Annotated in this window: 23 protein-coding genes and 1 tRNA gene; 17 read left to right on the plus strand and 7 right to left on the minus strand. The window is 67.4% G+C overall.

Annotated elements, in window-relative coordinates:
• Positions 1-96: 96 nt before the first annotated feature.
• The 16 genes from EP7_RS15270 (at position 97) to EP7_RS15345 (ending at position 15,720) form a co-directional block, all read left to right on the plus strand.
• Entirely contained in the window at positions 97-747 is a 651-nt protein-coding gene (locus EP7_RS15270) for a ClpP family protease (protein WP_463522170.1), read from the plus strand.
• Positions 748-867: 120 nt separating this feature from the next.
• A complete protein-coding gene (locus EP7_RS15275) occupies positions 868-1,479 on the plus strand; it encodes an ATP-dependent Clp protease proteolytic subunit (RefSeq protein WP_463522172.1) in 612 nt (203 codons plus the stop codon).
• Positions 1,480-1,705: 226 nt separating this feature from the next.
• A tRNA-Pro gene (locus EP7_RS15280) sits at positions 1,706-1,780 on the plus strand.
• A gap of 540 nt (positions 1,781-2,320) precedes the next feature.
• The gene (locus EP7_RS15285) at positions 2,321-3,316 is read left to right on the plus strand and encodes an aldo/keto reductase (RefSeq protein ID WP_463522174.1); all 996 of its coding nucleotides are present in this window, start codon (positions 2,321-2,323) and stop codon (positions 3,314-3,316) included.
• A gap of 122 nt (positions 3,317-3,438) precedes the next feature.
• Positions 3,439-4,206 (plus strand): DUF1016 N-terminal domain-containing protein, encoded by a 768-nt coding sequence (locus EP7_RS15290; RefSeq protein WP_463522176.1) that lies wholly within the window; start codon positions 3,439-3,441, stop codon positions 4,204-4,206.
• Between the two features lie 142 nt (positions 4,207-4,348).
• Positions 4,349-4,717, plus strand: coding sequence for a DUF1257 domain-containing protein (locus EP7_RS15295; protein ID WP_463522178.1), 369 nt, complete (start codon positions 4,349-4,351; stop codon positions 4,715-4,717).
• Positions 4,714-4,908, plus strand: a complete 195-nt coding sequence (locus tag EP7_RS15300) for a DUF2997 domain-containing protein (protein WP_463522180.1) — start codon at positions 4,714-4,716, stop codon at positions 4,906-4,908. Before EP7_RS15295 ends, EP7_RS15300 begins: the two co-directional genes overlap by 4 nt.
• A 62-nt stretch (positions 4,909-4,970) precedes the next feature.
• Positions 4,971-6,467: an AAA family ATPase gene (locus EP7_RS15305; protein ID WP_463522182.1), complete on the plus strand. Its 1,497-nt coding sequence runs from the start codon at positions 4,971-4,973 to the stop codon at positions 6,465-6,467.
• Positions 6,468-6,584: 117 nt separating this feature from the next.
• The gene (locus tag EP7_RS15310; RefSeq protein WP_463522184.1) at positions 6,585-7,565 is read left to right on the plus strand and encodes a hypothetical protein; all 981 of its coding nucleotides are present in this window, start codon (positions 6,585-6,587) and stop codon (positions 7,563-7,565) included.
• A complete protein-coding gene (locus EP7_RS15315) occupies positions 7,565-7,810 on the plus strand; it encodes a hypothetical protein (RefSeq protein ID WP_463522186.1) in 246 nt (81 codons plus the stop codon). The genes EP7_RS15310 and EP7_RS15315 overlap by 1 nt, the downstream gene beginning before the upstream one ends.
• 437 nt (positions 7,811-8,247) lie before the next feature.
• Positions 8,248-8,850 carry a hypothetical protein gene (locus tag EP7_RS15320; protein ID WP_463522188.1) on the plus strand — a complete coding sequence of 201 codons (603 nt, stop codon included), beginning with the start codon at positions 8,248-8,250 and terminating at the stop codon, positions 8,848-8,850.
• Positions 8,851-9,481: 631 nt separating this feature from the next.
• Positions 9,482-10,624: a TerB N-terminal domain-containing protein gene (locus tag EP7_RS15325; RefSeq protein ID WP_463522190.1), complete on the plus strand. Its 1,143-nt coding sequence runs from the start codon at positions 9,482-9,484 to the stop codon at positions 10,622-10,624.
• 104 nt (positions 10,625-10,728) lie between these two features.
• Positions 10,729-11,625 (plus strand): tellurite resistance TerB family protein, encoded by an 897-nt coding sequence (locus tag EP7_RS15330; RefSeq protein ID WP_463522192.1) that lies wholly within the window; start codon positions 10,729-10,731, stop codon positions 11,623-11,625.
• On the plus strand, positions 11,622-12,950 hold the full coding sequence (locus EP7_RS15335) for an ATP-binding protein (protein ID WP_463522194.1): 1,329 nt from the start codon (positions 11,622-11,624) through the stop codon (positions 12,948-12,950). Before EP7_RS15330 ends, EP7_RS15335 begins: the two co-directional genes overlap by 4 nt.
• A gap of 4 nt (positions 12,951-12,954) precedes the next feature.
• The gene (locus EP7_RS15340; RefSeq protein ID WP_463522196.1) at positions 12,955-15,249 is read left to right on the plus strand and encodes a DEAD/DEAH box helicase; all 2,295 of its coding nucleotides are present in this window, start codon (positions 12,955-12,957) and stop codon (positions 15,247-15,249) included.
• Positions 15,250-15,267: 18 nt separating this feature from the next.
• Positions 15,268-15,720 (plus strand): recombinase family protein, encoded by a 453-nt coding sequence (locus tag EP7_RS15345; RefSeq protein ID WP_463522198.1) that lies wholly within the window; start codon positions 15,268-15,270, stop codon positions 15,718-15,720.
• Positions 15,721-15,919: 199 nt separating this feature from the next.
• Here EP7_RS15345 and EP7_RS15350 read toward each other — a convergent pair whose 3' ends face one another.
• From EP7_RS15350 to EP7_RS15360, 3 genes are all read right to left on the minus strand, one after another.
• Positions 15,920-17,101: an HNH endonuclease gene (locus EP7_RS15350; protein ID WP_463522200.1), complete on the minus strand. Its 1,182-nt coding sequence runs from the start codon at positions 17,099-17,101 to the stop codon at positions 15,920-15,922.
• A gap of 244 nt (positions 17,102-17,345) precedes the next feature.
• Positions 17,346-17,495 (minus strand): hypothetical protein, encoded by a 150-nt coding sequence (locus tag EP7_RS15355; protein WP_463522202.1) that lies wholly within the window; start codon positions 17,493-17,495, stop codon positions 17,346-17,348.
• A 160-nt stretch (positions 17,496-17,655) separates the two neighbouring features.
• Positions 17,656-19,857, minus strand: a complete 2,202-nt coding sequence (locus EP7_RS15360; RefSeq protein ID WP_463522204.1) for a COR domain-containing protein — start codon at positions 19,855-19,857, stop codon at positions 17,656-17,658.
• A 229-nt stretch (positions 19,858-20,086) separates the two neighbouring features.
• On the opposite strand from EP7_RS15360, the gene EP7_RS15365 reads away from it, so the two are divergent.
• Positions 20,087-21,430, plus strand: a complete 1,344-nt coding sequence (locus tag EP7_RS15365; RefSeq protein ID WP_463522206.1) for an IS1380 family transposase — start codon at positions 20,087-20,089, stop codon at positions 21,428-21,430.
• A 226-nt stretch (positions 21,431-21,656) separates the two neighbouring features.
• Here the strand turns inward: EP7_RS15365 and EP7_RS15370 are convergent, their stop codons facing one another.
• The 4 genes from EP7_RS15370 to EP7_RS15385 all read right to left on the minus strand — a co-directional run bounded on the left by EP7_RS15370 (position 21,657) and on the right by EP7_RS15385 (position 25,273).
• Positions 21,657-22,205, minus strand: coding sequence for a hypothetical protein (locus tag EP7_RS15370; RefSeq protein WP_463522208.1), 549 nt, complete (start codon positions 22,203-22,205; stop codon positions 21,657-21,659).
• Between the two features lie 140 nt (positions 22,206-22,345).
• The gene (locus EP7_RS15375; RefSeq protein ID WP_463522210.1) at positions 22,346-23,533 is read right to left on the minus strand and encodes a caspase family protein; all 1,188 of its coding nucleotides are present in this window, start codon (positions 23,531-23,533) and stop codon (positions 22,346-22,348) included.
• Positions 23,534-23,757: 224 nt separating this feature from the next.
• A complete protein-coding gene (locus tag EP7_RS15380) occupies positions 23,758-24,888 on the minus strand; it encodes a phosphotransferase family protein (RefSeq protein ID WP_463522212.1) in 1,131 nt (376 codons plus the stop codon).
• Between the two features lie 115 nt (positions 24,889-25,003).
• A complete protein-coding gene (locus EP7_RS15385; RefSeq protein WP_463522214.1) occupies positions 25,004-25,273 on the minus strand; it encodes a hypothetical protein in 270 nt (89 codons plus the stop codon).
• Positions 25,274-25,409: the final 136 nt, after the last annotated feature.

Raw genomic sequence — 25,409 nt, forward strand, 5'->3', positions numbered from 1 at the left:
GGCCTGAGTGTTCCGAGCGTCTGCCCCTCTTCCACTCGTCCAGTACCCCCCGGCGCCGCGCGGCGCCCGGGGGTCGCGCCCCGGAGGATGTCGCCGATGTTCGACCAGCATCCGCTCGCCAGCCCCACGATCCAGCGCTATAAAGACTATGCGCGCCAGCGCCAGATGACCCTCGGCGACTTGCTCCTGGAGAACCGGATCATCTTCCTCGAAGGTGTGATCCGCGACGACTCGGCCAACGCCACGGTCATGAAGCTGCTCTACCTGCAATTCGAGAATCGATCGCAGGGTATCTCCTTCTACATCAACAGCCCGGGCGGCAGCGTCAGCGCCACCCTGGCCATTTACGACACGATGCAGTTCATCGACTGCCCGATCGCCACCTATTGCATTGGCATGGCGGCCTCCGGCGGTGCGGTGCTGCTGGCCGGCGGTGCCAAGGGCAAGCGGTACTCGCTGCCGCACTCCAAGATCATGATCCACCAGCCCTATGGGCAGGTCGGCGGCCAGATCTCCGACATCGAGATCCAGGCCCGCGAGATCATGGACAACAAGCGGATCATCAACGAGATCCTCGCCAAGCACACCGGCCAGCCCTTCGACGTCGTGGCCCGCGACACCGAGCGCGACCGCTACCTCACGGCGATCCAGGCCAAGGAATACGGCGTCGTCGACGAGGTGGTCGGCCACATCCCCAGCTCGGCCGTCGCCGGCGGAGCCGGAGAGGCGGCCAAGCCCAGCGCCTGACCGATTACGAAACGAACCCGAGAACATCGCCGCCGCCGCGTACCGGCCCATATGCCGGCGCGGCGGCCCTCACAAGATCCGCGGCCTGCGCCCGACGCCCCACCCCGAGGACCTCAGCTCATGGCACTGATCCCCATCGTGATCGAGCGGAGCGGTCGCGAAGAGCGGGCGATGGACATCTACTCGCGCCTGCTCCAGGACCGCATCATCATCCTCGGCACGGCCATCGACGACCACGTCTCCAACTCGATCGTCGCCCAGATGCTCGTGCTTGCCCACCAGGATGCCAAGGCCGACATCCACCTCTACATCAACAGCCCGGGCGGCAGCGTCACCGCCGGCCTGGCCATCTACGACACGATGCAGTGGGTCCCCTGCGACGTGGCCACCTACTGCATCGGCCAGTGCGCCAGCATGGGCTCGCTGCTGCTGGCCGCCGGAGCCAAGGGCAAGCGCAACGCCCTGCCGCACGGACGGATCATGATCCACCAGCCGCTTGCCGGCATGGAAGGCACGGCGACGGAGATCCTGATCCACGCCGAAGAGTTCATGCGGATGAAGAAGCAGCTCAACGGGATCTACCAGAAGCACACCGGCCAGACCCTCGAGAAGCTCGAGGCCGACACCGACCGCGACCGCTTCATGTCCCCCGAGGAGGCCCGTGACTACGGCCTCATCGATAGCGTGGTCGACCGCGAGCCCCCGGTCACCCTAAATAAAGACGCCATCTGAGCCAGGTTGCCCCGCTCGGACGCGACAATCAACACCGGCCCTCGACTCCCGCTTGATGCGAGGGTCGAGGGCCGTCTGCGTTGTGTCCATGGCAACCAGAATCGTCGAGAATTCGCGGGATGGAACCTCACGATGGGCGACTTTCAGAACTCGCCCCGATCGGCCTTGACGGTTCCCGCGAAAACCGTAGTCTATCCCTTGTACCCCGGGTCACCGAGGTACGGACCGGGGCGTAGCGCAGTTTGGCTAGCGCGCTAGACTGGGGGTCTAGAGGTCGTGGGTTCAAATCCCGCCGCCCCGATTCTGTGCAAGATGTTCACGTTAAAGGGCTTGCGGCCGTGTGCCGCGAGCCCTTTTTCTTTGCGCCGTGTGACTCATGACACAATTCTGACACAGAGTTGCGGTTGTATTGGTCCTGGGTCGGCCCGAATCTCGGCCACTCAATCTACGGTCTCCGCGTCTCGACGTCGTCCGTAAGTCATCAAGGACGGCAAGAATCGATCCTCTTTTCCTTCCGTGTCGGCTGGCGTCGCTGGCGGTGAGAGACGCTCGCGCTCGGGGCCTTCGACCGTTACACTTCGAGGCATGAGTCCTCCGCTTCGCACCGAGTTCGACTCCATCGACTTCCTCGTCGTCACCCCGCGCACCCGCAACTGTTCCCTCATCGCAACTTCACCCAGACGTTGAGAAGTCGCCCGACGTCTCTCGGCCTGTCGCGGAAGTGGCGTTTGCCTTCTTGCCCGGGTTCGATCCGGGGCTGTGGGATGAGACTTCTCATCAACGAACGGCGGGGTCGTCCTCGCGGCCGGACTGCCGGGCGAATCGGGTTGGAGTGACGACCATGGAGTTGGCAACCCTGGGCGAGACCGGCCGGGTCCTCTCGCGGATCGGGCTGGGGCTGGCGGCCCTGGGTCGCCCCGGTTACATCAACCTGGGGCACGCGAGCGACCTCCGGGGCGACCACGATGTCCCGGCGATGGAGTCGCGAGCATTTTCTGTCCTCGACGCCGCGCATGCGGGCGGGGTCCGCTACTTTGACGCCGCCCGTTCCTACGGCCGGGCCGAGGAGTTCCTGGCCGGATGGCTGGCCACGCGGCGGATTGCCCCCGCCGCGGTGACGGTCGGGTCGAAGTGGGGCTACACCTACACCGCGGGCTGGCGGGTCGAGGCCGAGCGGCACGAGGTCAAGGACCACTCGCTCGGCAACCTGCGTCGTCAGGTGGTCGAGAGTCGGGGCCTGCTGGGGGGGCACCTGGACCTGTATCAGGTCCACTCGGCTACGCCCGGCAGCGGCGTGCTGGATGATGACGCCGTGCTGGAGGAATTGGCCCGGCTGAAGGGGGACGGCCTGCGGATCGGACTGTCGCTGTCCGGCCCCGGGCAGTCCGAGACGCTGCGGCGGGCGATGGCCGTGGAGGTCGGGGGCCGGCGGCTGTTCGACGCCGTCCAGGCCACCTGGAACCTGCTGGAGCCCTCGGCCGGGCCAGCACTCGCCGAGGCGCACGCGGCCGGGATGGGCGTCATCGTCAAGGAGGCGCTGGCCAACGGTCGGCTGACGCCGCGGAACGACGACCCGGACTTCGCGTCCAGGCGGCGGGTGCTCGAAGCGGAGTCGTCCCGACTGGGTGCAAGCCTGGACTCCCTGGCCATGGCCGCCGCGCTGGCCAACCCCTGGGCCGACGTCGTCCTCAGCGGGGCGACCACGGCGGAACAACTCGCCTCGAACCTGGGAGCGTTGGCGGTCGTGTGGGATGACCGGGCCGGCGAACGAGTCCGTCAGTTGGCCGAATGCCCGGAAGAGTACTGGGCCACACGCTCCAGGCTGCCGTGGAATTGAGCGGAGACCTCCGGGGTCCGCCGAGCTTCCTGGCGGCGGACCCGGAAATGGACGCGGTCCAGCGATAAGGCCTCGGTGCCCTATCAAATCGCCCGCGAAGGCTTCACTCGGGAGATCGGACCTTGACGAAGTCGAGGAGGCGCGATGTCGAGCAGGTGGCGGAGACCGGCGGGCGGGGTGTTCGCCCGAAGTTCGTAGAGCTCCGCGCTTGGTACGAACTGGGCAGGCTGAATCCGGCCGGGCCCGGAGAGCTCGCCGCGGGGGCGCGTAAACTCGGGCTCGCGCGCGAGATCGGCCCGGCGACGCTGCGCAAGGCGAGGCAGTTTGCTCGCACCTATTCGGCCTCCGAGTTGGAGGCATTGCTGGCCCAACGCACCGGGCGCGGCAAGGCCCTGCGCTGGTGCCACGTCCGCGAGCTCGTCGCCGTCGAGGACCGCGGGGTCCGGGCCGAACTGGAGCGTCAGGTCGCCTCCCGGGGCTGGTCGGTCCGCGAGCTCCGCGAAGAGATCCGCCGGGCCAGGGGGGGCGGACGGGGGTCCGAGGGGGGACGCAAGCATCGCCGGCCGGCGTCCGCCGAGGCCGGCCTCGCGCGGGTCATCGAGACGTGCGAGGCCTGGCTCCGGTTCCGGGAGACGGTCGTGGCAGTCGAGAAGGTCGGGCTGCTCGCCATGCTAGGCGAGGCCGCGGTGGCCGATCCCGGCGAGTCGCTCCTCGATCGGATGAGGTCCGCCGAGAGGGTACTCGCGAAAGTCGCCTTCGAGGCACGCACCCTAGGGGGCGTGATTGAGGCTCATCGGACTTCGGCCGAGGCCTCGATCGTGAAGCGAGCCGCCTCGGAAAAGGCGGAGGCTAGGCGACGGAAGAGGGCCGCCGGAGCCGGGAAGTCTTGACGGACGATCACCGCCCAGTGCAGTCCGGGATCGAGGCCGCCGCTTAAATTCGGGGCGTTTCCCGTCATCAATCGGTGAAGCCGGATGCCTAGCATCCGACTCTCCCCGATCCCGATGTGAGACCACCCCGGAGCACCGCCGCATGAGCCACGTCGTCACCGTCCAGGCCGAGGTCCGCGACCCGGTCGCCGTCGCCGCCTCCTGCCGCAGGCTCGGGCTGCCCGAGCCCGTCCGCGGCACCGCCCACCTGTTCGAGCGTCCCGCCGCCGGGCTGCTCGTCCGCCTGCCCGGCTGGCTCTACCCCTTGGTCGTCCAACCCGAGGACGGGCGGCTGGAGTACGACCACTACGAGGGCCGCTGGGGCGACCCCGCCCAGCTCGGCCGCTTCCTCCAGGCCTACGCCCTGGAGAAGGCCACCCTGGAGGCACGCAAACGCGGCCACTCCGTGCTCGAGACCCACCTGGCCGACAGCTCCGTCCGGCTGTCCATCCGCGTGGGGGCCGGCTCATGACCCGCTACATCGAGGTCACCGTCGACCCCCTCGGGCGCACGACGGTGCGCACCGCGGGCTTCGCCGGGCCGTCCTGCCGCGAGGCCTCGCGGTTCGTCGAGGCGGCCCTGGGCACGGCCACCGCCGAGGTGCTCACCGCCGAATTCCACCGGACGCAGCAGGCCGACCAGCCGCTGCGGCAGTCCAGCTGAACTCGGCCACGTCCCACCCTCGCCTCAATACCCCCATCTCCACATCACCGAGGAGTCTTTCCATGACGCTCTCCGAGCGCCTGTCCGAGTACGTGCGCGCCTGCTTCACCGGCCTCTGGGTCCGCTCCCGCGAGCACGCCGACGCCCTGGCCGAGATCGCCGCGATGTGCCGCGACAACGGCTGGTCCCTGGCCACCTGGGACGTCGAGCATGGGCTGAGCGTCGCCGGCCAGCCCGACGCACCGGCCGGCATGGCCGCCGATCCCCTGGCCGCCGTCCGCGCGATGGCCGCCCTGGCCACCCCCGGCGGCACGGCGCTGCTGGTGCTCGTCAACTTCCACCGCTTCCTCGCCTCCGCCGAGGTCGCCCAGGCCCTCGACGCCCAGGTCCACGCCGGCAGGCAGTCCCGCACCTTCGCCGTCATCCTGGCGCCGGTCGTCCAGCTGCCCGCCGAGCTGGAGACGCTCTTCGCCGTCGTCGACCACGAGCTGCCCGGCCGCGACCAGCTGGGGGCCATCGCCCGCGGGGTGGCCACCGAGCCCGGCGAGCTGCCCGACGGCGACGGCCTGGCCGCCGTGCTCGACGCGGCGGCGGGGCTGACGCGGCTGGAGGCGGAGAACGCCTTCAGCCTGTCGCTGGTCCGCCACGGCCGCCTGGCCCCCGAGGTCCTCTGGGAGCTGAAGGCCGCCTCGCTGGGGGCCTCGGGCCTGCTGTCGCTGCACCGCGGCGAGGGGTCGTTCGCCGACCTGGGCGGCCTGGACGCCCTGAAGCAGTTCTGCTCGCGGTCGCTGCGGCGGGGCGTGGGCCACGCGGAGGCCCTGCCGCGGGGCGTGCTGCTGCTGGGGGTGCCGGGCACGGGCAAGAGCGCCTTCGCCCGCGCCCTGGGCAACGAGACCGGCCGGCCGACGCTGACCCTCGACGTCGGGTCGCTGATGGGCTCGCTCGTCGGCCAGACCGAGGCGCAGGTGCGTCAGGCGTTGCAGGTCGCCGACGCGATGGCGCCGTGCATCCTCTTCTGCGACGAGCTGGAGAAGGGGCTGGCCGGCGTCGGCTCCGGCTCGCGCTCCGACGGCGGCGTCTCGGCGCGGCTCTTCGGCACGCTGCTGACCTGGATGGCCGACCGCAGGAGCGACGTCTACTTCGTCGGCACGGCCAACGACATCTCGGCGCTGCCGCCGGAGTTCGCCCGCGCCGAGCGGCTCGACGCGGTCTACTTCCTCGACCTGCCCGGGGCCGCCGAGAAGGAGGCGATCTGGCGGATGTACGCGGGCCGCTTCGGCCTCGACCCCGGGCAGCCGCGGCCCTCCGACCGCGACTGGACCGGGGCGGAGATCCGGGCGTGCTGCCGCCTGGCGGCGTTGCTGGAGGTGCCGCTGGCCGAGGCGGCGGCCAGCATCGTGCCGGTGGCCACCACCGCGGGCGAGTCGATCGAGCGGCTGCGGTCCTGGGCCGCCGGGCGCTGCCTGTCCGCCGACCGCCCCGGCCTCTACACCCGGGCCATCGCGGCCCCGGGTCGCACCGGCCGCGGCATCCGCCGCGCCGACCCGTCGTCCAACTGACCCCGAAGTCCCTTCCTTCAGGACGGGTCCCGTTCGATCGCATCAACCCCACCCCCGCCACCCGGGGCGCTCGGCCCGCACGCCGATTGCCCCTCCACATCACCAGGACAAGCACCCATGACCACGATGATCGACGATGTCAGGACCCAAGCACGGCCATCGGCCGCCGCCCCCGCGGCCGAGCGGCTGCGCGCCACCATGGCCGCCGCCCGCGTCTCGTTCACCTGGATGGGCACCCGCAAGGCCCTCTCCGCCGACCAGAACGCACGCGCCGCGGAGGCCTTCGGCGCCGAGGGACGGTCGCTGTCCGCCGGCAAGAAGCTCCTCGACACCGGCCACGAGGCCTTCCGCGCCGTCACCGCCATCCGCGGCCGCATCGACGCCTACTGGAAGGGCGTCTCGCTGCCGTTCCCCGAGCCCGGCGTGCGGCTCGTCCGCCACGCCGACCTGGAGGACTTCGCCGCCGCGATGGCCGCCTCCAGAGCCGAGCTCGACGCCGCGGTGGCCGCCCTCGACCGCCGCTACGCCGGCCTGGTCGCCGCCGCCCGGTTGCGGCTGGGCACGCTCTTCGACGCGGCCGACTACCCGGCCTCGCTGGCCGGCCTGTTCGCCGTGGAGTGGTCGTTCCCCTCCGTCGAGCCGCCGGAGTACCTCGCCGGGCTCTGCCCGGGGCTCTACGAGGCCGAGCGGGCCCGCGCCTCGGCGCGGTTCGAGGAGGCGGTGCAGCTGGCCGAGCGGGCCTTCGCCGAGGAGTTCGCCCGCCTGGTGGAGCACCTCTGCGAGCGGCTGGAGGGCCGCGACGGGTCGGGCCAACCCAAGGTCTTCCGCGACTCGGCGGTGGAGGGCCTGTCGGCGTTCTTCGGCCGATTCCGGGCGCTGAATGTCAGCTCCGACGCCCAGCTGGAGGAGCTCGTCGCCCGGGCCCAGCGGCTCGTCGGCGGCGTCTCGGCGCAGGACCTGCGCGACGGCGACGGCCTGCGTCGGCGCGTGGCCGAGGGCCTGGGGCGGGTGGGCCAGGGCCTCGACGGGCTGCTGGCGGACCGGCCGCGGCGGCGGATCGTCCGGTCGACCGCGTCCTCGGCGACGGGGGAGGCGTGATGGACCTGATCATCTCGCCCGGGGGAATCATCCGGGCCGTGTACGCCGAGGCCATTCCCCTGGAGGCCCTGGGCCCCGTGCAGATCCGCAGGGCGAGCCATGTCGAGCCCGACGGCGCGGGTCGGTGGTGGGCCGACCTGGGCCCGGCCGCCGGCCCGGTGCTCGGGCCGTTCGCGACTCGCAGTGAGGCGCTTCGCGCCGAACTCGACTGGCTCGGCCGCCACTGGCCGCCGGGTCCGAGGTAGCCCCCTGCGTTGATGGCGACCCGAAATCCACCGACAAATTGGAGGCCGATGATGCAGCGAAGAGCGGCCGTTCCACCCCGCCCGGACGGCCCGTGCCGGATTGTCCCGTGCCCGATGTGCGGCTCGTCGCGCGAGCTGCCCCTCGATGCGTCGGGCCGTCCGGCCCTGGCCGAGTGCATCCCCTGCGACCTGCTCTTCGAGCCCCGGGTCCCGCCGGACGCGAGTCCGGGCCGGGGGCGGCGTCCGGGTGCTTAACGTTAATCGGCGATCGTCCCGCCCCGTGCGAGGACACTCGCCCCTCCTCCCGAGGAGGATCCCATCGATCCCGACCCCCTCGATCGGCCCGGGCCGGCTTGCCGATCGATGGGCGGCGGCAACCCCCGGACGGCTCCGGCCATATCCGACCCCGACACCCCCCTGCGGAGGACCGATGAGCGATGAGTGCGCGGATGAAGCTGAACGTGGCCTACCTCAACGGCTGCCTGCTCATGGCGGTCGCGGCCGGCGCCCTGGCCGGGAGCCCGGCCATCGGCCTGCTGTCGTTCCTGGCCCTCGCGGCCGGCGGCCTGGCCACCGGCGCCATCCGGCCGCGCCGACGTCGCCCCTGGCGTGATGGCCGGCCTCCCCGCCGCGGCACTTGCCGCGGCGGGGAGGCCGCCGCCTTTCTTTTAGCCATGCCCCGTCCTCTGCTGCACCGGGGGAGAGTTGCCGGGCGACATCGAAGGGCCCTCATGATGGCCGAGCGGTCGAACAGCGACGGGTTCAACGCGAACGACCTGCTCCTCAAGGGCTCCGCCGACTGGCTCTCGGGGCAGAAAGTGCCGGACATCGACAGGCTCGTTCCGCGGGTGGAAGAAGCGACGCGGGCGTACCGGGCGTGCAGGAGCGGCTCGACGCCTCCCATGAGGCTTCTGGTCAGTCTTGCGACGACGGCCAAGGCGAGCCGGGGAAGCCGAAAGGTGGCCGATCGAATCCATCCGGCTTGCCGGAAGCCTGAGCGTCGGATGGGCCGAATCGTCGTGCGAGTTCTGGGTCCTTGACTCATGATTGATTGATCGCACAATGGGATCCCGCCCGCTGAATCCGAACCCCCTGCCGAAGAACGGGCCGAGTTGACGCATGCCGAACGTCCCCGCGGGCCCGATCCCGGAATCCCTGTCGGCCGCCCTCCTGGATTTCCCCTGGATCCAGGCGATCTCCGCCGCGGAAGCCTCGCTCTGCCTGATCGGTCTGGCGGTCGTGATCGGTGTCTTCGTCTGGGCGTTCAGGACCCAGCCCATCCCCTCGCCCCCTTCATCCGGGCGATCGGGCGGCGCGGAAGGACCGGATCGCTTCGTCTGGCCGCGGCCGCGCGAAGAGGATTTGTCGCCGTCGCCGAGTTCTCTCCGAGATCCGGGCTTCGTTGGCGAGTCGAGTCCACCCTCCTCTCGCGGTGATTCCGGCCGGACGAGCGTCGACGGCCGTGGGGAGGATCTGCCGGGCCGGGTCGACTCCGGGCTTCCTCGGACGCGTCCGGGTTCCCCGATTTCTCCCGATCCGGACGACTTCGTCGTGCGGGCCGAGCGGCCATCGCGTCAATGGGCTCCATCGACCCCGATCGAGCTCTCGGAGACGGAGGATGCCTTCGACTCTCCCGTCCCCGCGCCGCCGCCGCCGACATCGCCGAACGTCATGTCGATCAGCCTCGACCCGTCGCGTCTCCTCTCGGGCCTGACTCGCCACGTCCCCGTTTCGCCCCCGCAGATCCTCACCTGGCGAGGCAGGGGAGAGACGATCCACGTCGGCCGTTACGCGATCCGAGATCCGCTCGTGTATACGTCCGGAGGCAGGGGGAAGCACGACGAAGCGTCCTGCATCGACCTTGCCCTGAAGGTCGGCAAGCCCGTGGTCGAGCCGCGGGGGAGCCTCGGATACTGGCCGAAATACGCCCACATCACCGCCGATCAGCGGGCCAATTACCTCCAGTGGCTCGCCGGCGGCAGGTCGGGGCCTCTCGACGACATCGGCTATGCATTCCTCTTCTTCTACGGCCTGGAGCGGCGATTGCTCGTCGACGGGGAGGACCTCAGCCTCGTCGCCAAGGAGGCCGTCCGATTGCTGGAGACCTACACATTCTCCGGGTCGTTCGACGGCTACCTGAGCCGCTTCCTCTCCTACTCGCTTGCCAAGGTCGACATCGGCACGCTCAAGGAGGCCTGGTTCCGGGCCGTGTTCGAGAGGACCCGATCCCGGAAGGACGAGCAGCACCTCGCGGTCGGGCTCGCCTGGCTGTTCAAGCAGCAGCGGCCGCTCCCCTCCGCCTGGGCCTTCCGGCTCGCCAAGCTCGACCCCCGGTCGCCGCGGAGCGTGGTCCTGGACCGACTGCCCGACCAGTTCGGCTTCCTCTTCAGCAAACGCTACGCCGAGCAGTTCGGCGACGGCCTGAAGCTGCGCGTCGCCAAGCGGGATCGCGAGGTCTCCTATCAACTGGCCAGCCCGTCCCTGCACGAGATCCTCGGCGCCCGCCGCGGCCTGGAGCCGGTCCGCGTGCCCAACGTCCTGGGGATCCAGAGCCAGTTCGCGCCGCTTGCGAAGATCTGGACGGCGTGCATCGAGGAGCTGAAGCCGCTGAGCCGGGTCATGGCGAGGGGAGTCGAGGTTGCGACTCGCGCCGCGTACGACGCCCTGCCGGAGGGCCTCAAGTCGGACCCGAGCATCCGGATAGGCTGCGGTGGGAGGCGATCGCCTCGAGTCATGCAGGGGAGGACGGGACGGTCATCGTCGAGGTCGGTCCGCTCGCGGACATCCACGGGATCGAGCCGCGGCCGAGGCTGACGGCCAAGCAGAGCGAGTCGCTCGCCGCCACGGCACACGAGGTCGGCTTCGTCATCGAGCCCGACTTCCGGGTCGACGGCAGGCCCTACGGCCGGGACGACCTCGTGGCACTCTTCCGGCCCGAGGAGGAGCCCGCACTGCCGGCCGATGGCAAATACGCCGCCGCGGCCCTGATGCTCGAGCTGGGCATGTCCATCGCCGCCGCCGACGGCGAGATCGAGGAGGATGAGGTGGACCACATCGCGAGCTTCCTGGAGTCCCAGTTCCTGCTCGACCCGCCCGATGTCCGAAGGCTGGAGGCGCTCAAGCGGGTCTTCCTAGGTCGGCACCCGTCGATCGGCGGGATCGGCAAGAGGCTCAAGGCCACCCTGGACGCAGGCCAGCTCGAGTCGGTCGGCGAATTCCTCGTCGGCGTCGCGGCCTCCAACGGAGCGATCGACAAGAAGGAAGTCGCCGCCCTCCGCTCCGCCTATCGGGCCCTTGGCATCGCGGCGGGTGTCCTCGATCGCACGCTCGAGGAATACAGCAGGAGCCTCAAGGAGCCGGTGGAGGTCGTGCCCGCGACGGGGCCGTCGGCCGGCGGGGAGGCGATCCCGCCCAGGCCGTCGACCGCGGCGAAGGCGGGATTCATGCTCGACCCGTCGGTCCTCGAACGACTCATGCGGGAGACGGAGCAAGTCGCGAAGCTCCTGGCCGAGGCGATCCCCGGGGACGAGCCCGACGACCCTCCTCCGGCGCCGATCGCCACCATTCCACCCGCGGCAGACCCGCGTCTCGACGGGCTCGAGGCCCGGCACGCATCGGCTCTCTCCGAACTGATTGGCCGCCCTTCCTGGACGCCCGACGAGTTCGAGGAGGTCGTCCGTCGCCATTCCCTCATGCCCTCGGGGGCCATGGACGGGATCAACGATTGGGCCTATGATCGCTTCGATGACCCCATCCTCGAGGAGGACGGCGGCCGTCTCCTGGTCCGCATCGGACTCCTGGCGGGGGAAAAATGAGCAGCCCGATCAAGCCTCGCGAACGTGACGCCATCCTGACATCGCTCCGGGCGGGGGTCGTCCCGCGCATCGGCCTGCGTCACCTGCAGGTGGGGCGGCGGGACGAGGTGGCGGCCGTCCTGGACGACCTGGGGCGGGTCGAGCAGGGCGGGGCCTCGGTCCGCTTCGTCATCGGCAAGTACGGGGCCGGGAAGAGCTTCTTCCTCAACCTCGCCCGGGCCGTCGCCCTCGAGAGGAAGTTCGTCGTCGCCCAGGCCGACGTCACCACCGAGCGGCGCATCCACGGCTCGGGGGGGCAGGCCCGCGGCCTCTACGCCGAGCTGATGCGGAGCCTCTCGACCCGCGCGAAGCCCGAGGGCGGCGCGATGCCGAATATCGTCGAGCGGTGGGTCGCCGATGTCGACCACGAATGCCGCTCTGCGGGCGGCGCCGACCCGGATGTCGCGCGGGCCATCGAGGACCGCCTGAAGCCCCTGCAGGAGCTCGTCAGCGGCTACGACTTCGCCGCCGTCGTCGCCAAGTACCTCCGAGGCTTCCAGTCGCACGACGAGTCGCTGATGGCCTCGTCGCTGCGTTGGCTCCGGGCCGAGTACCCGACGAAGACCGAGGCGCGGGCCGAACTCGGCGTCCGCACGATCATCGACGACGCCCACTTCTACGATCAGCTGAAGCTCTTCGCCGCGTTCACCCGCCTCGCGGGATTCGCGGGCCTGCTGGTCAACATCGATGAGATGGGGGTCCTCTCGCACCGCCTCAACAATGCCCAGGCGCGGAACGCCAACTACGAGGCGATCCTCCGCATCGTCAACGACTGCCTGCAGGGCAACGTGTCGGGGATCGGCTTCCTGTTCGGCGGCACCGACACCTTCCTCGAGGACCGACGGCGGGGCATGGCGAGCTACGAAGCCCTCGGGACCCGGCTCGCGGCGAACGCCTTCGCACGCGACGGCCTGAAGGACTTCTCCGGGCCGGTGATCAGGCTGCCGAACCTGGCCCCCGAGGACCTGTTCGTCCTGCTCCACAACATCCGGGACGTCTTCTCGCTCAGCGACCCGGCCAGGCACCTCATCGACGAGGAGGGGATCAAGGCCTTCATGGCCCATTGCGAGACGACCCTCGGCGCGGACTTCTTCCTGACGCCCCGCGATGCGGTGAAGGCCTTCGTCGGCCTGCTCTCCGTCCTCGAGCAGAATCCCGGGGCCGACTGGCGGCCGCTGCTCTCGGGCACCGCCGTCGAGCGGACGCCCGACCCGGAGGTCGAGCCGGTCGCGACGGATGTCGGGCGACCGAAGGGCGACGACGACCTGGCGACCTTCCAACTCTAGGGCCATGAGCAACCAAGACGTCCCCTCAGGCAAGCCGGCGGCGTTCTCGCGACTGCACCCAAAGGTCCAGGAGTCGCTCTACCGGATGCGCTGGACGAAACTCCGGCAGATCCAGGTGGAGGCCATCCACGAGATGCTCGACGGCGACGGCGACCTCGTCATCTCCGCCAACACCGCCGCCGGCAAGACCGAGGCGGCCTTCCTGCCGATCCTCTCGCGGATCGTCGACGACCATCTCGGCGGCGTCAGGGCCGTCTACGCGGGCCCGCTCAAGGCCCTCATCAACGACCAGTTCCTGAGGCTCGAGCGGCTCTGCGAGCTGGCCGAGGTCCCGGTCCACAAGTGGCACGGCGACGTCGGCAAGTCGGCACGGAAGCGGCTCCTCGAGCGGCCGTCGGGGATCCTCCTGATCACCCCGGAGTCGATCGAGTCGCTGTTCATCAACCACCCGCATCGACTGGCGACGCTCTTCCCCAGGCTCGAGTTCTTCGTCATCGACGAGGCCCATTCGTTCCTGGGCAATGAGCGGGGGGCGCACCTGCGGAGCCTGATGACCCGCCTGGGCGAGAAGAGCGGGGTGCCGGTGCGGCGGATCGGACTGTCCGCGACCCTCGGCGACACCGCCGCCGCGATGCGGTGGCTGAGGCCGAACGATCCCGCGAGGGTCCGGCTCCTGGTCGACAAAACGCGGAAGGCCATCCGCCTGAAGCTGTCGGGATACCTGCGTCCGCTCAAGGAAAACGCGGGACTCTCACCCGCCGGTCCGATGGACGAGTCACTCCCCGTCGACGACCCCCTCCTGGCCGACGTCTTCGAGGCCTTCCGGGGGAAGTCGGCCCTAATCTTCGCGAATCGCAAGGATCGCATCGAATACTACGCGGACCTCGCCGGCCGAACGGCCGAGCGTCGCGGCCTGCCGAACCCCTTCCGCGTCCACCACGGGTCGCTGTCCAAGGGGGAGCGGGAGGAGACCGAGGATGCCCTCCGCGCGGGCAAGTCCGTCGCCACCTTCTGCTCCAGCACGCTCGAGATGGGCATCGACGTCGGCAGCGTCAAATCGGTCGGACAGATCGGGCCCCCCTGGTCGGTCGGCTCGCTGTCCCAGCGGCTCGGGCGCAGCGGCCGCGGGGACGGCGAATCGTCGGAGATCCGGATCTACGTCGAGGACGACTTCCCGGGCCCGGATGCGTCGCTCCTGGACCGCATCTTCCCCGACCTCCTCCAATCGATCGCGATGACGGAGCTCATGCTCGCCGGGTGGTGCGAGCCGCCCGAGGTGGATCGCCTCCACCTGTCCACCCTCGTGCAGCAGATCATGAGCACGATCGCCGAGTCGGGGGGCGGCAGGGCCGATAGCCTCCATGCCTCGCTCATCGCGAGCGGCGCCTTCCCGGCCGTGGACGGGCCGACGTTCGTCCGGGTCCTGAGGAGCATGGGGAAGGCCGACCTAATCGAGCAGACGCCCGAGGGGCTCCTGATCCTGGGCATCGCCGGCGAGCGGATCGTCCGCAGCCGCGACTTCTACATGGCCTTCACCGTCCCCGAGGATTACCGGGTCATCGACCGGGGGCGGCACGTCGGCAACATCAGCCCGATCATGGACCCGCGGATCGACGGTTACATCATCCTCGCCGGCCGACGCTGGATCGTCCTGCAAGTCGACCGGGATCGGAAGGAGATCCTCGTCGAGCGGTCGCCCGGCGGCAAGGCGCCGTCCTTCTCGGGAGGGGGAGGGCAGGACATCCACCCCAGGGTCCGCGAGGAGATGAGGTCGCTCCTGTTCCGGGACGACGTCCCGTCGTATCTCGACCCGTCCGCCAGGGAGATGCTCGAGAGGGCCCGATCTTCGGCGAGGGAAGCCGGACTCGACCATCGCGCGTTCGTCGAGGACGGCCCGGACATCGTCTGGTTCACCTGGACCGGCTCGCGGATCCACCGCACCCTGATCGGCCTGGGGTGCCACATCCTGGGCCTTAAGATCGGGGAGGACGACGACGTCGCGATGACGTTCTCGAAGTCGACCGAGCATGACATCCGGGCAGCCTACGCGGGACTCATGCACGAGTCACCCGACGTCGAGCAGCTGGCGTCGAAGTATCCGGGGCGTGCCATCGAAAAGTATGAACCATTCCTCTCGGACGATCTCCAGTCGCTCGTCTTCGCGAGCCATTGCCTCGACATGGGAGGGGCCCTCCGCCTGATTGCATCGCTCGGCGAGCCGGAGGGATCGGGAAAGGGGATCGGCCAAATTGTCGGGAATCCGAGCAGGTTACGCGAGCTTCCCGCGCCGCCAGGATAGGACTGACTCAATCGCGTGATGTCAGTCCTGGTCGCGCGAAACGCTCCCTGCCTGCGGCTGACCATCGACTTCCTCGACGCCGTCGCCGAAGACGAGGCCAGGAGGATTGCGACAAGGAACAGGGAGGCGCTCGCCGCCTACCGCCCGGACATGCGGGTGACAAAACGGGTCAGGGCGTTGCACCCAAATGGCGTGCCGGCAGAGGTCGTCGCCTGCATGCTCGGCGCCTCACTGCCGCAGTGCCGCAACCTCTCCCAGGAGGCACGCGAGGCGGGGGTGGCCCACCGCAGAAACGCCGAGGAGGCCTACCGAGACAACGCCGGCTGGATGGCCGAGCTGCGGGCCCAGGGCCTCAGCCAGGCCGCCATCGCCAAACGCCTCAACGACGAGGGGCACACGACGCGTAGGGGCAAGGCGTGGGGGCAGGTCCAAGTCGGCAGGGTGCTCAGGAGGGCGCAGGACGCAACATGATATTGGATAATTTACAGCACATAAAGGCGCTTATGCGCCTTTCGCTCGGGCGGATCATCCTTCATGCCGCATAATCGACACGAGTCCAACCAAATAAACATAATTAAAATGCTCAGATTCATGATATCTGCTTGGTCGTAACTGGTCGGGATCCGACGGCGATTACATTGGGCATTGATCTCGGACTGTGGCGACGGATTCAGCTTCGCCAATGATCCCAGGCCCAACTTATGGCCTCCGGGTGGGGTTTCTTCTCCAGATGCTCGAGAGAGTGGTTGGGCACCCCGAGCCGAGCGGCATCCGGGCCCGTCTCGCGAAATTTGATGCAGAACGTCGTCGGCTCGATGGCGAAATGGCCCAGGTCGAAGGCCCGATGATGCGTTGCGCACAGCACGATCCCATTCCTCGGGTCGTCCGACCCGTTGGCTTTCTTGGGTCGAAGGTGTGCCGCGTCGAGCAGCTCGACGACATCGAAGCCGCAGACGACGCACTTCGGGCCGTAACGCTGGAGGACGCGGAACTTGAACCGCTGCTGGCCTTCGCGGGCGGGGACCACACGCGTCTTGCGGGACGCATCGTCGATCAGTTGGAAAGGTCCCTCCGGGATCGAGTCCGCTTCCGTCGTGGTGATGATCGCTGCCGGCTGTTCCTCGAAGCTCACGAGGAACGAACCGCATTCGTCGTCCCAGGCCTCGATCCTACCGAGTCGGACGTCGCGCGTGGCGGCATTCGGCGAGGGATAGCTGATCACGAAAACGGGCAGGCCGAGGCGGCCGGCCGCCTTCGTGGCCTCGACCTCGGCCCGGTCACGTCCGTCGCCCCTCCGGGTGCTCGGGTAGTGATAGATGATGCAGTTTTCGGCGAGGTCATCCGCATAGGACCGACCCGTGTGGAGTAAGCCCACGGTCACGCCATCGCGGGCAGGGCCGACGGACCCCGTGACGACCTTATTGACCCAGATCCCTTGGGCACCGCCGAAGATGCCGAGCTCGCGGAGGATAGAGGGAGCGACTCTCAACGGTCCTCCGGCTTCTGACAGGCTCGACCACATCCCACGGCGCCGCTCGCGTTCTTGCACGATCGCCTCGGCCACGACGCCAACTCCCGGGGTCCGCCTCACGACGTCGAAGCCGAGGCGACGTAGGGCCGAATTGGCCTGCCCGTGAGCTTCGCCTCCGCTGAATTCGTCGGGCCGGAGGAAATGCCCCGCCGAGTGGCGGAAGGCGAGCCCAATCGCGGCCTTGGGAGGGTAGCGTCTGCCGTCGTGGACCAGCTCATAAACGGTGGGTTCCCCGAAGGGATGCTCGGCTCCAGCATCGAGCTCGGCGAGGGCGAGGAGGACATGCTCGCGGGTCAGATTTTCGGGGATGGCCCTGGGCATGAGTTGTCGCCTCTGCTCCTGGCAACGATCGTAGGAGCGTGACGATTAGCACCGCAACGCAACGCTCCATGACGAGCTGCGAGACGAAGGTAACCACCGGAGTCCCCCCGGTCGATGGGCAGCCCACGGCGGGTGAGAAGGCCTGGCTTCCAGATCGGCCCGGCCCGTTCGGTCCGACGGCCACGGGCATCCTTTTGCGGAAAAGATTCGGCAGGTCTCGGCTCGAGCGATCACGACACAGCTTTCAGATTTCGACGACTCGACCCCGCTTCCTCCGCAAGATATCCACGATGTAGAGCTCGCACGCGGCCTTGCTCACCAGGTTGCCCTGCGATAAATATTGGCCGACTGCCTGCTCGTCCAGGTGACGGTTCTCGAGGAGGCGTAGCAGCACGCGGTTGCACGCCAGCTTGAGCTGGCAGTCATAGTGCTGTTTGAGGGCGACCTACGCATGGAGGTCACGCGGATGGTGACCTCGGAATCCCAGAGGCGAGGACTGACGCTGAAGAGCTTGCAGTCGCTGCCGTTCGCATTATCGACCCATGCGTCTGAGTTCAGAGTTGAGCGTCGGGGTTGAAGTCAAGTACCCGATTGATGAGCTGATCGATCTTCCTCCCGGTCTGGTCCCGGCCGGCTTGGCGGACGATCTCCACGGCCCTCAATCGGTGATCGCCCCTCGGAAGATCGGCCGAGTTGATGCCGAGCTCTTGCGCGATCTGGGCGAGTTGCCCCTCGGTCAGGTCGGCCACAGCATCGTGCAGAAGGCGTGCGTCCGACCTCGCCCGTCCTTCGCTCGTCGGGCCGCTCTCGGAAACCACAACATCGCCTCGCTTCTTTCTGGGGATCGCCTCGCGATCACCTGCCTGCTTCCCTCGACGAGGCGTCCCCGGGCGGCGCGGCTTGCCGGCTCGCAGGTCGGTCCACGCCGGCCGGATCGCCTGCCCCGGGCTCAAGGTCTCCACCCTCCGGAGGAGCTCCTCGATGATTATCCGGCCCTTCTCGCCCCAGGCGCTGAAGACGATGGTGCCCGCCGCGCTTGGGCCGTCCGGCGTTATGGTCGAGTCGAGGCGGACCACCGTGTCCGCCTCCGGGTCGCGGAAGCAGCAGCCGTAGCGCCAGTAGTCGGCGGTGTCCCCGCTTGCCTCACCCAGCATGGCAAGGAGGCTGCGGAGCAACCCGTCGTGCAGGAAGCGAAACTCCACCCGGGCCGCCACCTCGGCGGACCCCGGGTCGCGTAATCGAATGTTGGGGTTGTTCAGTTGAAACTGGGCCAGCGTGGGCAGGTGGTCCGGCGCCACGTACTCCCACTCCCGGTCGTGCGTCGGGCCAGTCATACGGAAGCGGAAGCAGATGCCGCAGCCGAGCATCATGTCGATGAAACGCGCCTGATCACCGAGGCTGTGCCCCTTCTCGTCCCAGAGCCAGATCCCCAGATCGTCGCAGGTAAACCGGCCGCCACTGCGACGAAGCCGATTCACGCATCGGTCGCGGTGGAGCACCGCGTAGATCGCCTCCAGGGCCCAGCCCTGGTCGAGCAGGATCTCGCCTCGGAACAGGCCCGGTCGGTAGAAGAGGAATCCCGTGCGATGGAGGTAATCGGCCAGCGCCTTGGGGTCGCTCACGTCTCCCCGGCCCGCCTCGCAGAGCTCGACGAATCTGGCCCAGGGGACGGTGCGATATTCTCCCTCCGCCGGTTTCCTGTCCTGGTCGGCGGCGAGCCAATCACGCAATCGGTCGCGGACGCGTACCCGCCCCGCCCCGATCTTCAGCGGGGGGCGTACTTTGATCAGGTACTCCAGCGCCGACTTGAGGTAGGGCTTGAGCCGATCCAGCCCGTCGCCCTTCTTGGAGCTGGCCTGGATCACGTAGGCCCGCTTGAAGTCGGCGTAGGCGTCCTGCTCGACCCTGCCCAGCTCGGCGGTGGGGTCGTCGAAATGGCTCTGGACGATGATCACGGGGGCGTCGACGCCCGCGACCGATCGGACGAAGTCGAGCCAGTAGGCGAGCGGGCGGTTGCGCATCGCGAGCCCGTCGTGCACGACGGCGCCGGTTTCCATCTCCGGGTGCCAGAGGATGACGTAGAGGGCGTGCTTCTGGAGGAAGAGGGCGTGGGTCCCGTGGTAGACGTCCTGGCCGCCGAAGTCCCAGATGCCCAGGTGGACGGACCTGGTGTCGTCGACGCTCAGGGGGAATCGTTCGATCTCGACACCATGGGTGCTCTCGATCGAGGGATCGAAGGCCTTGCCGCACAGGCGGCGTCGCAGCTGGGTCTTGCCCGCACCGCCATTGCCGAGCAGGAACAGCTTGACCACGTCGTCGTCGCCCGCCGCGAAGTCGGCGTCGGCGTAATGGGCCCGCACCTCGTCGCGAACGTTCTCAAGCTCGCCGCCGTACACTCCCTCATCGAGGTCGTCGAAGTGGCATCCCTGCAAATAAAGCTGGTCTAACTGGTCAAGGAGCGGTCGAACACTCGAGAAACTCCGCAGGCTTGGGCACCCATGCAGGTTCAGTAACGTCAAGTTGGTCAGCTCGGACAGCGACGAGATGTCTGCGAGCCGATCGCACCCGCCCAGGTCCAGCGAGGTCAGCCCGGTCAGACCGGTCAACGCAGAAATGTTCTCGAGCTGCTTGCACCCGCTCAGGTCCAGCGAGGTCAGGCCGGTCAGCCCGGACAGAGCCGAGATGTCCGCGAGCCGCCTGCACCAGCCCAGGCCCAGCGAGGTCAGACTCGCGAGTTCTTCAATCTGTTCCGGCAACACATCCAGCCCCAAGGCGCACAATTCGAGCCTGAGAGATCCATTCACACGGGCCGCCGCGATTAGGCGACGGGCTTCGGCCATGGCTTTGTCAGGCGACATCGAGGGGCCCACCAATTCAACCCCGGATTTCCCAGATGAACCCCTGAGCATGGCACAGGACTTGCGCGAACCTCCCTGGTTTTCCTGGGTATTCGCTCTCTTCCTGCCGTCATGACAGGAGCTTCTGATGGGTGACTGCCAAACCGAACCGCTCCGACCCCAGTTCGACCGCCGCCTCCGCCTCGAATTCCACGGGGCCAAGGTGACCAGCGATGCCGGCCTGCTGGCCTACCGCGAACTCGACGACGCCCTCCAGCTCACCGACTCGGCCGCCGACGAGCTGCACGACACACGGACCGGCCGGAACACACGCCACGGCCTCGCGGCCCTCTTGCGTCAGTCCCTCTTCAGCCGCCTGGCCGGCTACGAGGATCTCAACGACGCCGAGCGATTGCGCGTCGATCCCGCGATGCGCACCGTGGTCGGAGGTCGCGCCAAAGACCATCCCGCCGCCTCGACCAGCGAGATCGGCCGGTTCGAGACCGAGACGCTCACGACTCGCGAGAACCTGAACCGGCTGATGGACCTGTCAGGCGAGTGGATCAATCGCGCGCACCAGAACCGCAAGCTCACCCGGATCGTCCTCGACATGGACAGCTCGGTGAGCGAGACCTACGGCCAGCAGCAGGGCGCCGCCTACAACGGCCACTTCGGCTGCACCTGCTACCATCCCCTGTTCGTGTTCAACCAGTTCGGCGACCTGGAGCGCGTCATGCTCCGGCGGGGCAATCAGCACAGCGCCAAGTTCTGGCGGCGGGTGCTCCTGCCGGTGATCGCCCGCTACCGCGAGTTGAAGATCCCCAGGTTCTTTCGAGGCGATGCCGCGTTCGCCTCGCCCAAGCTGTTCCGGCTCTTGGAAGCGGAGAGTTACTGGTACGCGATCCGTCTGAAGGCCAATGCCGTTCTGGAGCGACAGATCGCCCACCTGATGAGGCGACCCGTGGGCCGCCCCCCGAAGAAGCCGAGAGTGATCTACCACAGCTTCCGCTACCAGGCGAAGTCGTGGGATCGCTCGCGTCGGGTGGTGGCCAAGATCGAATGGCACGCGGGCGAGTTGTTCCCGCGGGTCGGCTTCGTGGTCACCAACCTGAGGCGGAGCCCGAAGCGGGTGATCAAGTTCTACAACGGCCGCGGCACGGCCGAGCAGTGGATCAAGGAGGGCAAGAATGCGCTGAAGTGGACGCGGCTGTCGTGCCGCCGGTTCAAGGACAACCAGGTGCGGCTCCAGTTGTTCGCCCTGGCCTACAACCTGGGGAACTTCCTGCGCCAGCTGGCGCTGCCTCGTGAAGTGAAGCACTGGAGCTTGACGACATTGCGTGAGAAGCTGGTCAAGATCGGGGCCAAGGTTGTCCACCACGCCAAGGCGGTGACGTTCCAGCTGGCGGAGGTGGCGGTGCCGCGTGCGTTGTTCGCAGCGATCTTGGTCCGGATCGGTCGGCTGCGAGCCAGCCCCCAGCCGGCCTGGGAGTGATCTGGTCAGATCGTGGAGGCGGGTTCGTAACGATGAGGGCGGAGACGGTACGCCCATGAGTCTTCGAGCGAGGGCACAAAGGCCGTCGCAGAAGCTCGAGGGCGTGCTCGGGAGGCGCGATGAGGCTCAAATCCATCGGTCAAATCCGGAGGCGAGTTGACCGAGCCCATCCGGCATGCTGGAATTGGTTCGTGGGGCACCATCGAGGGGGCCAAACCGGCTGGTCTCATCGGTCATCTGGGAAATGTCGGTTTAGGTCAACCCGCGATAGCGCTCGGATCATGAATGTGCATGCCAACGTCAGGAGCAACTGAGGGAAGGTAAAGATCATTGTGAAAAAGAGCTTCAGACTGAGGTCTTCGGGGAGATATCGCCCCAGGATATACAACGGGAGGATTGGTATTGAAAGGAAGAGAGAGGTCGAGAACGTCGCATTCGGGAACATCCGTCCAAACGCGATAAAAATGAGGAGGATCATCGAACCGATGGACACGAATTTGACGACGAACGGTGCATGTCGCCAGTGATGCCCCGTCAGGGAATAGAGCCCGAGCAGGACGAAATTCATCATCCCGATGACCCCAAAATCCATTCCAAAATATTCGAAACCGAAGAGTGACCATGGCTGGAAGATCTTCTGGATCCAGATGTATTCCATGAGGATGACCACTACGGCGATAAGCAGAGCCGTTAGTCGAATAAACTGGATTTGTCGAATTCTAGAACGAGCATTGATAAATGTCGGGAAGTATCGTCGAAATGTGGGCCGTTCCATAATTGGACCTTCGACCTTCTGCCTGCAAGGCGAAGCCGACGCCGTCCCGTCGAGAATGCCCAAAAGACAACGGGGTTCCAGCTGACTTGCGCCAGCTGCAGGCCTTGCCCGTTGTGAGACCGGGAGTTGGTGAATATCGGTCAACCTATGATCCGCGAGATTTTGGGCAAGCCGATCGACGAAACTCGGGGCATGCCCCCGAAATTGGCAGGGCTCACTTCGCCCCGGGCGTCCGAGTTCAGAGGAGGGCGTCGGGGTTGAATCTGCGTACCCGATTGATGAGCTGATCGATCTTCCCCCCGGTCCAGGCCGGCACGACGGACGATCTCCACGGCCCTCGATCGGTGATCGCCCCTCGGAAGATCGGCAGGGTTGATGCCGAGCTCTTGCGCGATCTGGGCGAGTTGCCCCTCGGTCAGGTCGGCCACGGCATCGATCAGAAGGCGTGGATCGGGCGCGTGAAGAAGCGGAAGCGATCGGGATCCTGCCTGGGGAATATTCGCCGGCTGCGGGACGGGGCCCGCCCAGTCGAGTCCCTTGGGCAAGAGCTCCCCGCCCGCGTAGAACGCGAGCGGAAAGTTAATCGTCAGCTGGGAGGTGTCCAGGATTGGGATTTGGTCACCCCGCGCACGCTTCGGCACCGACTGGCTAATCCAATGAAGGACGTCGAGGAAATAGGCCCGGCCGTCTCGTTGCCGACACCCGTACCCGGCGAGCGCCTCAAGGAGAGCCTCGGTAAAGACGCTGTAGTGCTTGCCGAACCAGGACTTCTGGTCCCTTCCGCAGCTCGAAATAAAGGCTCGCCCGTTCATGCCCCCTAGCTCGGAATAGTCGGGCAGAAAAGGGCCGTCGACGAAGGAGGAATCACGCGTGCTTCCCTTCGAGGCCTGCCCGACGGAGGAGATCCCCCCTGCGTGGCAGCAATCGAGCAGGACGAGCACGCCTTTCGCCGGGATCCTCCGGATTTTCTCGCAGAACTCGGCGTCCGTGATGGCGGTGCGCGCGAAATCGTCGGGATCGAATCCCTCCGGCAATAGGTAGTACTGACCGACGTCCGCCCGCTTGCCCCCGTGACCCGAGTAGTAGACGATCGCGATCGACTCCTCATCCCTGCAGCAACGCTCCGCGAGGTCGTCCAGCGCAGCGAGGATGTTCTCCCGCGTGGGACGGTCTGTCGCCGATACCGCGCCTCCGACCAGCACCCGGACCTGACCGGCCGGATAGCCGCATCTCCGGGAATCCATCAGGAGGTTCGCCACCGCCTTCGCATCGCCGATCGTCACCGGCAGATCGTCACCGACCCCGATAATGACTGCGTGCCCTTGCATGAAACATCGAGGGCTTGCCATGGGATGTCCACCGTGACCGGAGAAAAAGGCCACCAGACGCCCTCGGGGACGCCGGGCGGAGATGTACGAGGCTTCGATGCACCGAGGGTGACGCTTGCCCGGGGCTGCCGATACGCGAGATGGTCGTGCGAGACCGGCCCGTGGGTCGTAGCCGTGGCATCAAGCCCCCGCTCGGATCTCTCGATGGAGCGAGGCGAGGAGTCTCAATCCTTCGCCGAAGTAGACGAATGCCGCCCTGGGATTGGACGGCTTATTGGGCCTGCTCTCGAGCCGGCCCGGCGGGAGGCCCAGCAGGTTGGTTGCCAGGGACAGATGATAGCGCATCTTCCATGTCGAGTCCCTGGGTCTCGCCAGCTTGGAGGGGGGGGATCTTCCGCGAATTGTCGCAGGCGGGCCTCGATGATGCCGATCCCGTCGCGAATCTCCCCGGGGATATCCAGGCGATAACGCAGGGTCCAGGGCGTGGACGATGTATTGAGCTCGTAATCTCGAAGTCGATCCGCCTTCTCCACGGCCCAGGTCACCATCAAGTAATGCGAGATCTTCGCGATATCGAACACGTAGTCGCCGTCGCCCCACTCCTTCGGGTCGATGAGCTTGACCCGGACGAGCGATCCCTCCGGCCGGAGAAGGATGTTCTCGGGGTTAGGATCGCCATGCACGAAGGTCGCAAAAGCGGGCAGAAAGCGATGGGAGATGCGGTCCCAGTCGTCACGCAGCCCCTCGGCGAGTTCCGAGAATGGGGGGACGGGTTCGTCATTGATGAGCCCGGGACGATTCAGCAATCCGAACAGCGCGGCTTGATCGGGGTCCGAAGGGCCCGACGGACCGCTTGCGAATCCCTCGAGACGCTCGAGCCGTCCGAGGTTAATGCGCCTCACGTCCGGCAGGATCGGCACCTCGGGGCGGGCGGCCGAGCTGGCATAAGCGGCGAGTAGCAGGTCCAGTGCGGCGTTCAGGAAGCGAGCGACCGACGCCCCGTCATCCTGATGCTTCACGAGCAGTTCCGCCATGTTCCCGAAGCCGCGAAAATGCTGCATGATATAAGCGAACGGGGGCTCATCGTCCTTGATGGCATAGATCGTGGGCAGGGCGGCCCTCAGCTCCGGGGTCAGGTCCTCCCGGATCGCGGCACGACGGAGCATCTTCGCCTCGCGGACCAGCTTCGGATCGCCCTGATACTTCACGACGAATCGGAGCGGGTGGCTCACGAATTCGACCTTGTCGGCCGTGCTCCCCGAGGCCGGCGAGTGGTGCTCGAAGCTCTCATCGAGCGCGTCGACGAGCAGGCCCTCTCTTAATGCCTCGGTCACCATTGCTCGCAGGATCGTCATCTGCTGCGGCGTCAGGTCCGAGCCGGACTTAGGAGTCGGGCAGAAATAACCTGACGGATTTTGCTTCTTGTTGTGGTGTGAGCAGCAATGGTCCGCTTCAGGGGCAGGTTGGGCGTCACAACCCGACCCGGACGAACGGATACCAGAGGCCCCGTACCACAATCGGCCCCATATTGGTGCGGACGTGGTTTTCCTCCAGGTCGGTGTACTTCACGCCCTGGATGACCTTGAGCGAGCCGTGGTCCGATGGCAGATAGTCGGCATAGCCGAATAACCGGATGATGCCAAAGGCGTCGTCGAGGTCGTATGCGGTGACGCCGAAACCGAGTGGCCCGTTGCGACCGGGTGGGACAATCCAGAACGCGGTCAGAAGTTCCGTAACCACGGGAATTGTCCCGCCGCCCATAGACCAACCTCAGCGAACCGGCCCGCCGAGCGAGTTGATAATATCAGGAATCTCAGCGATGAACTGCCCCACCATCATGCGTATGCCCTGCCTGCCACTGGCCGGTCCCGAGGCC

This window comes from Isosphaeraceae bacterium EP7, from assembly GCA_038400315.1.
In the GTDB taxonomy this organism is placed as follows: domain Bacteria; phylum Planctomycetota; class Planctomycetia; order Isosphaerales; family Isosphaeraceae; genus EP7.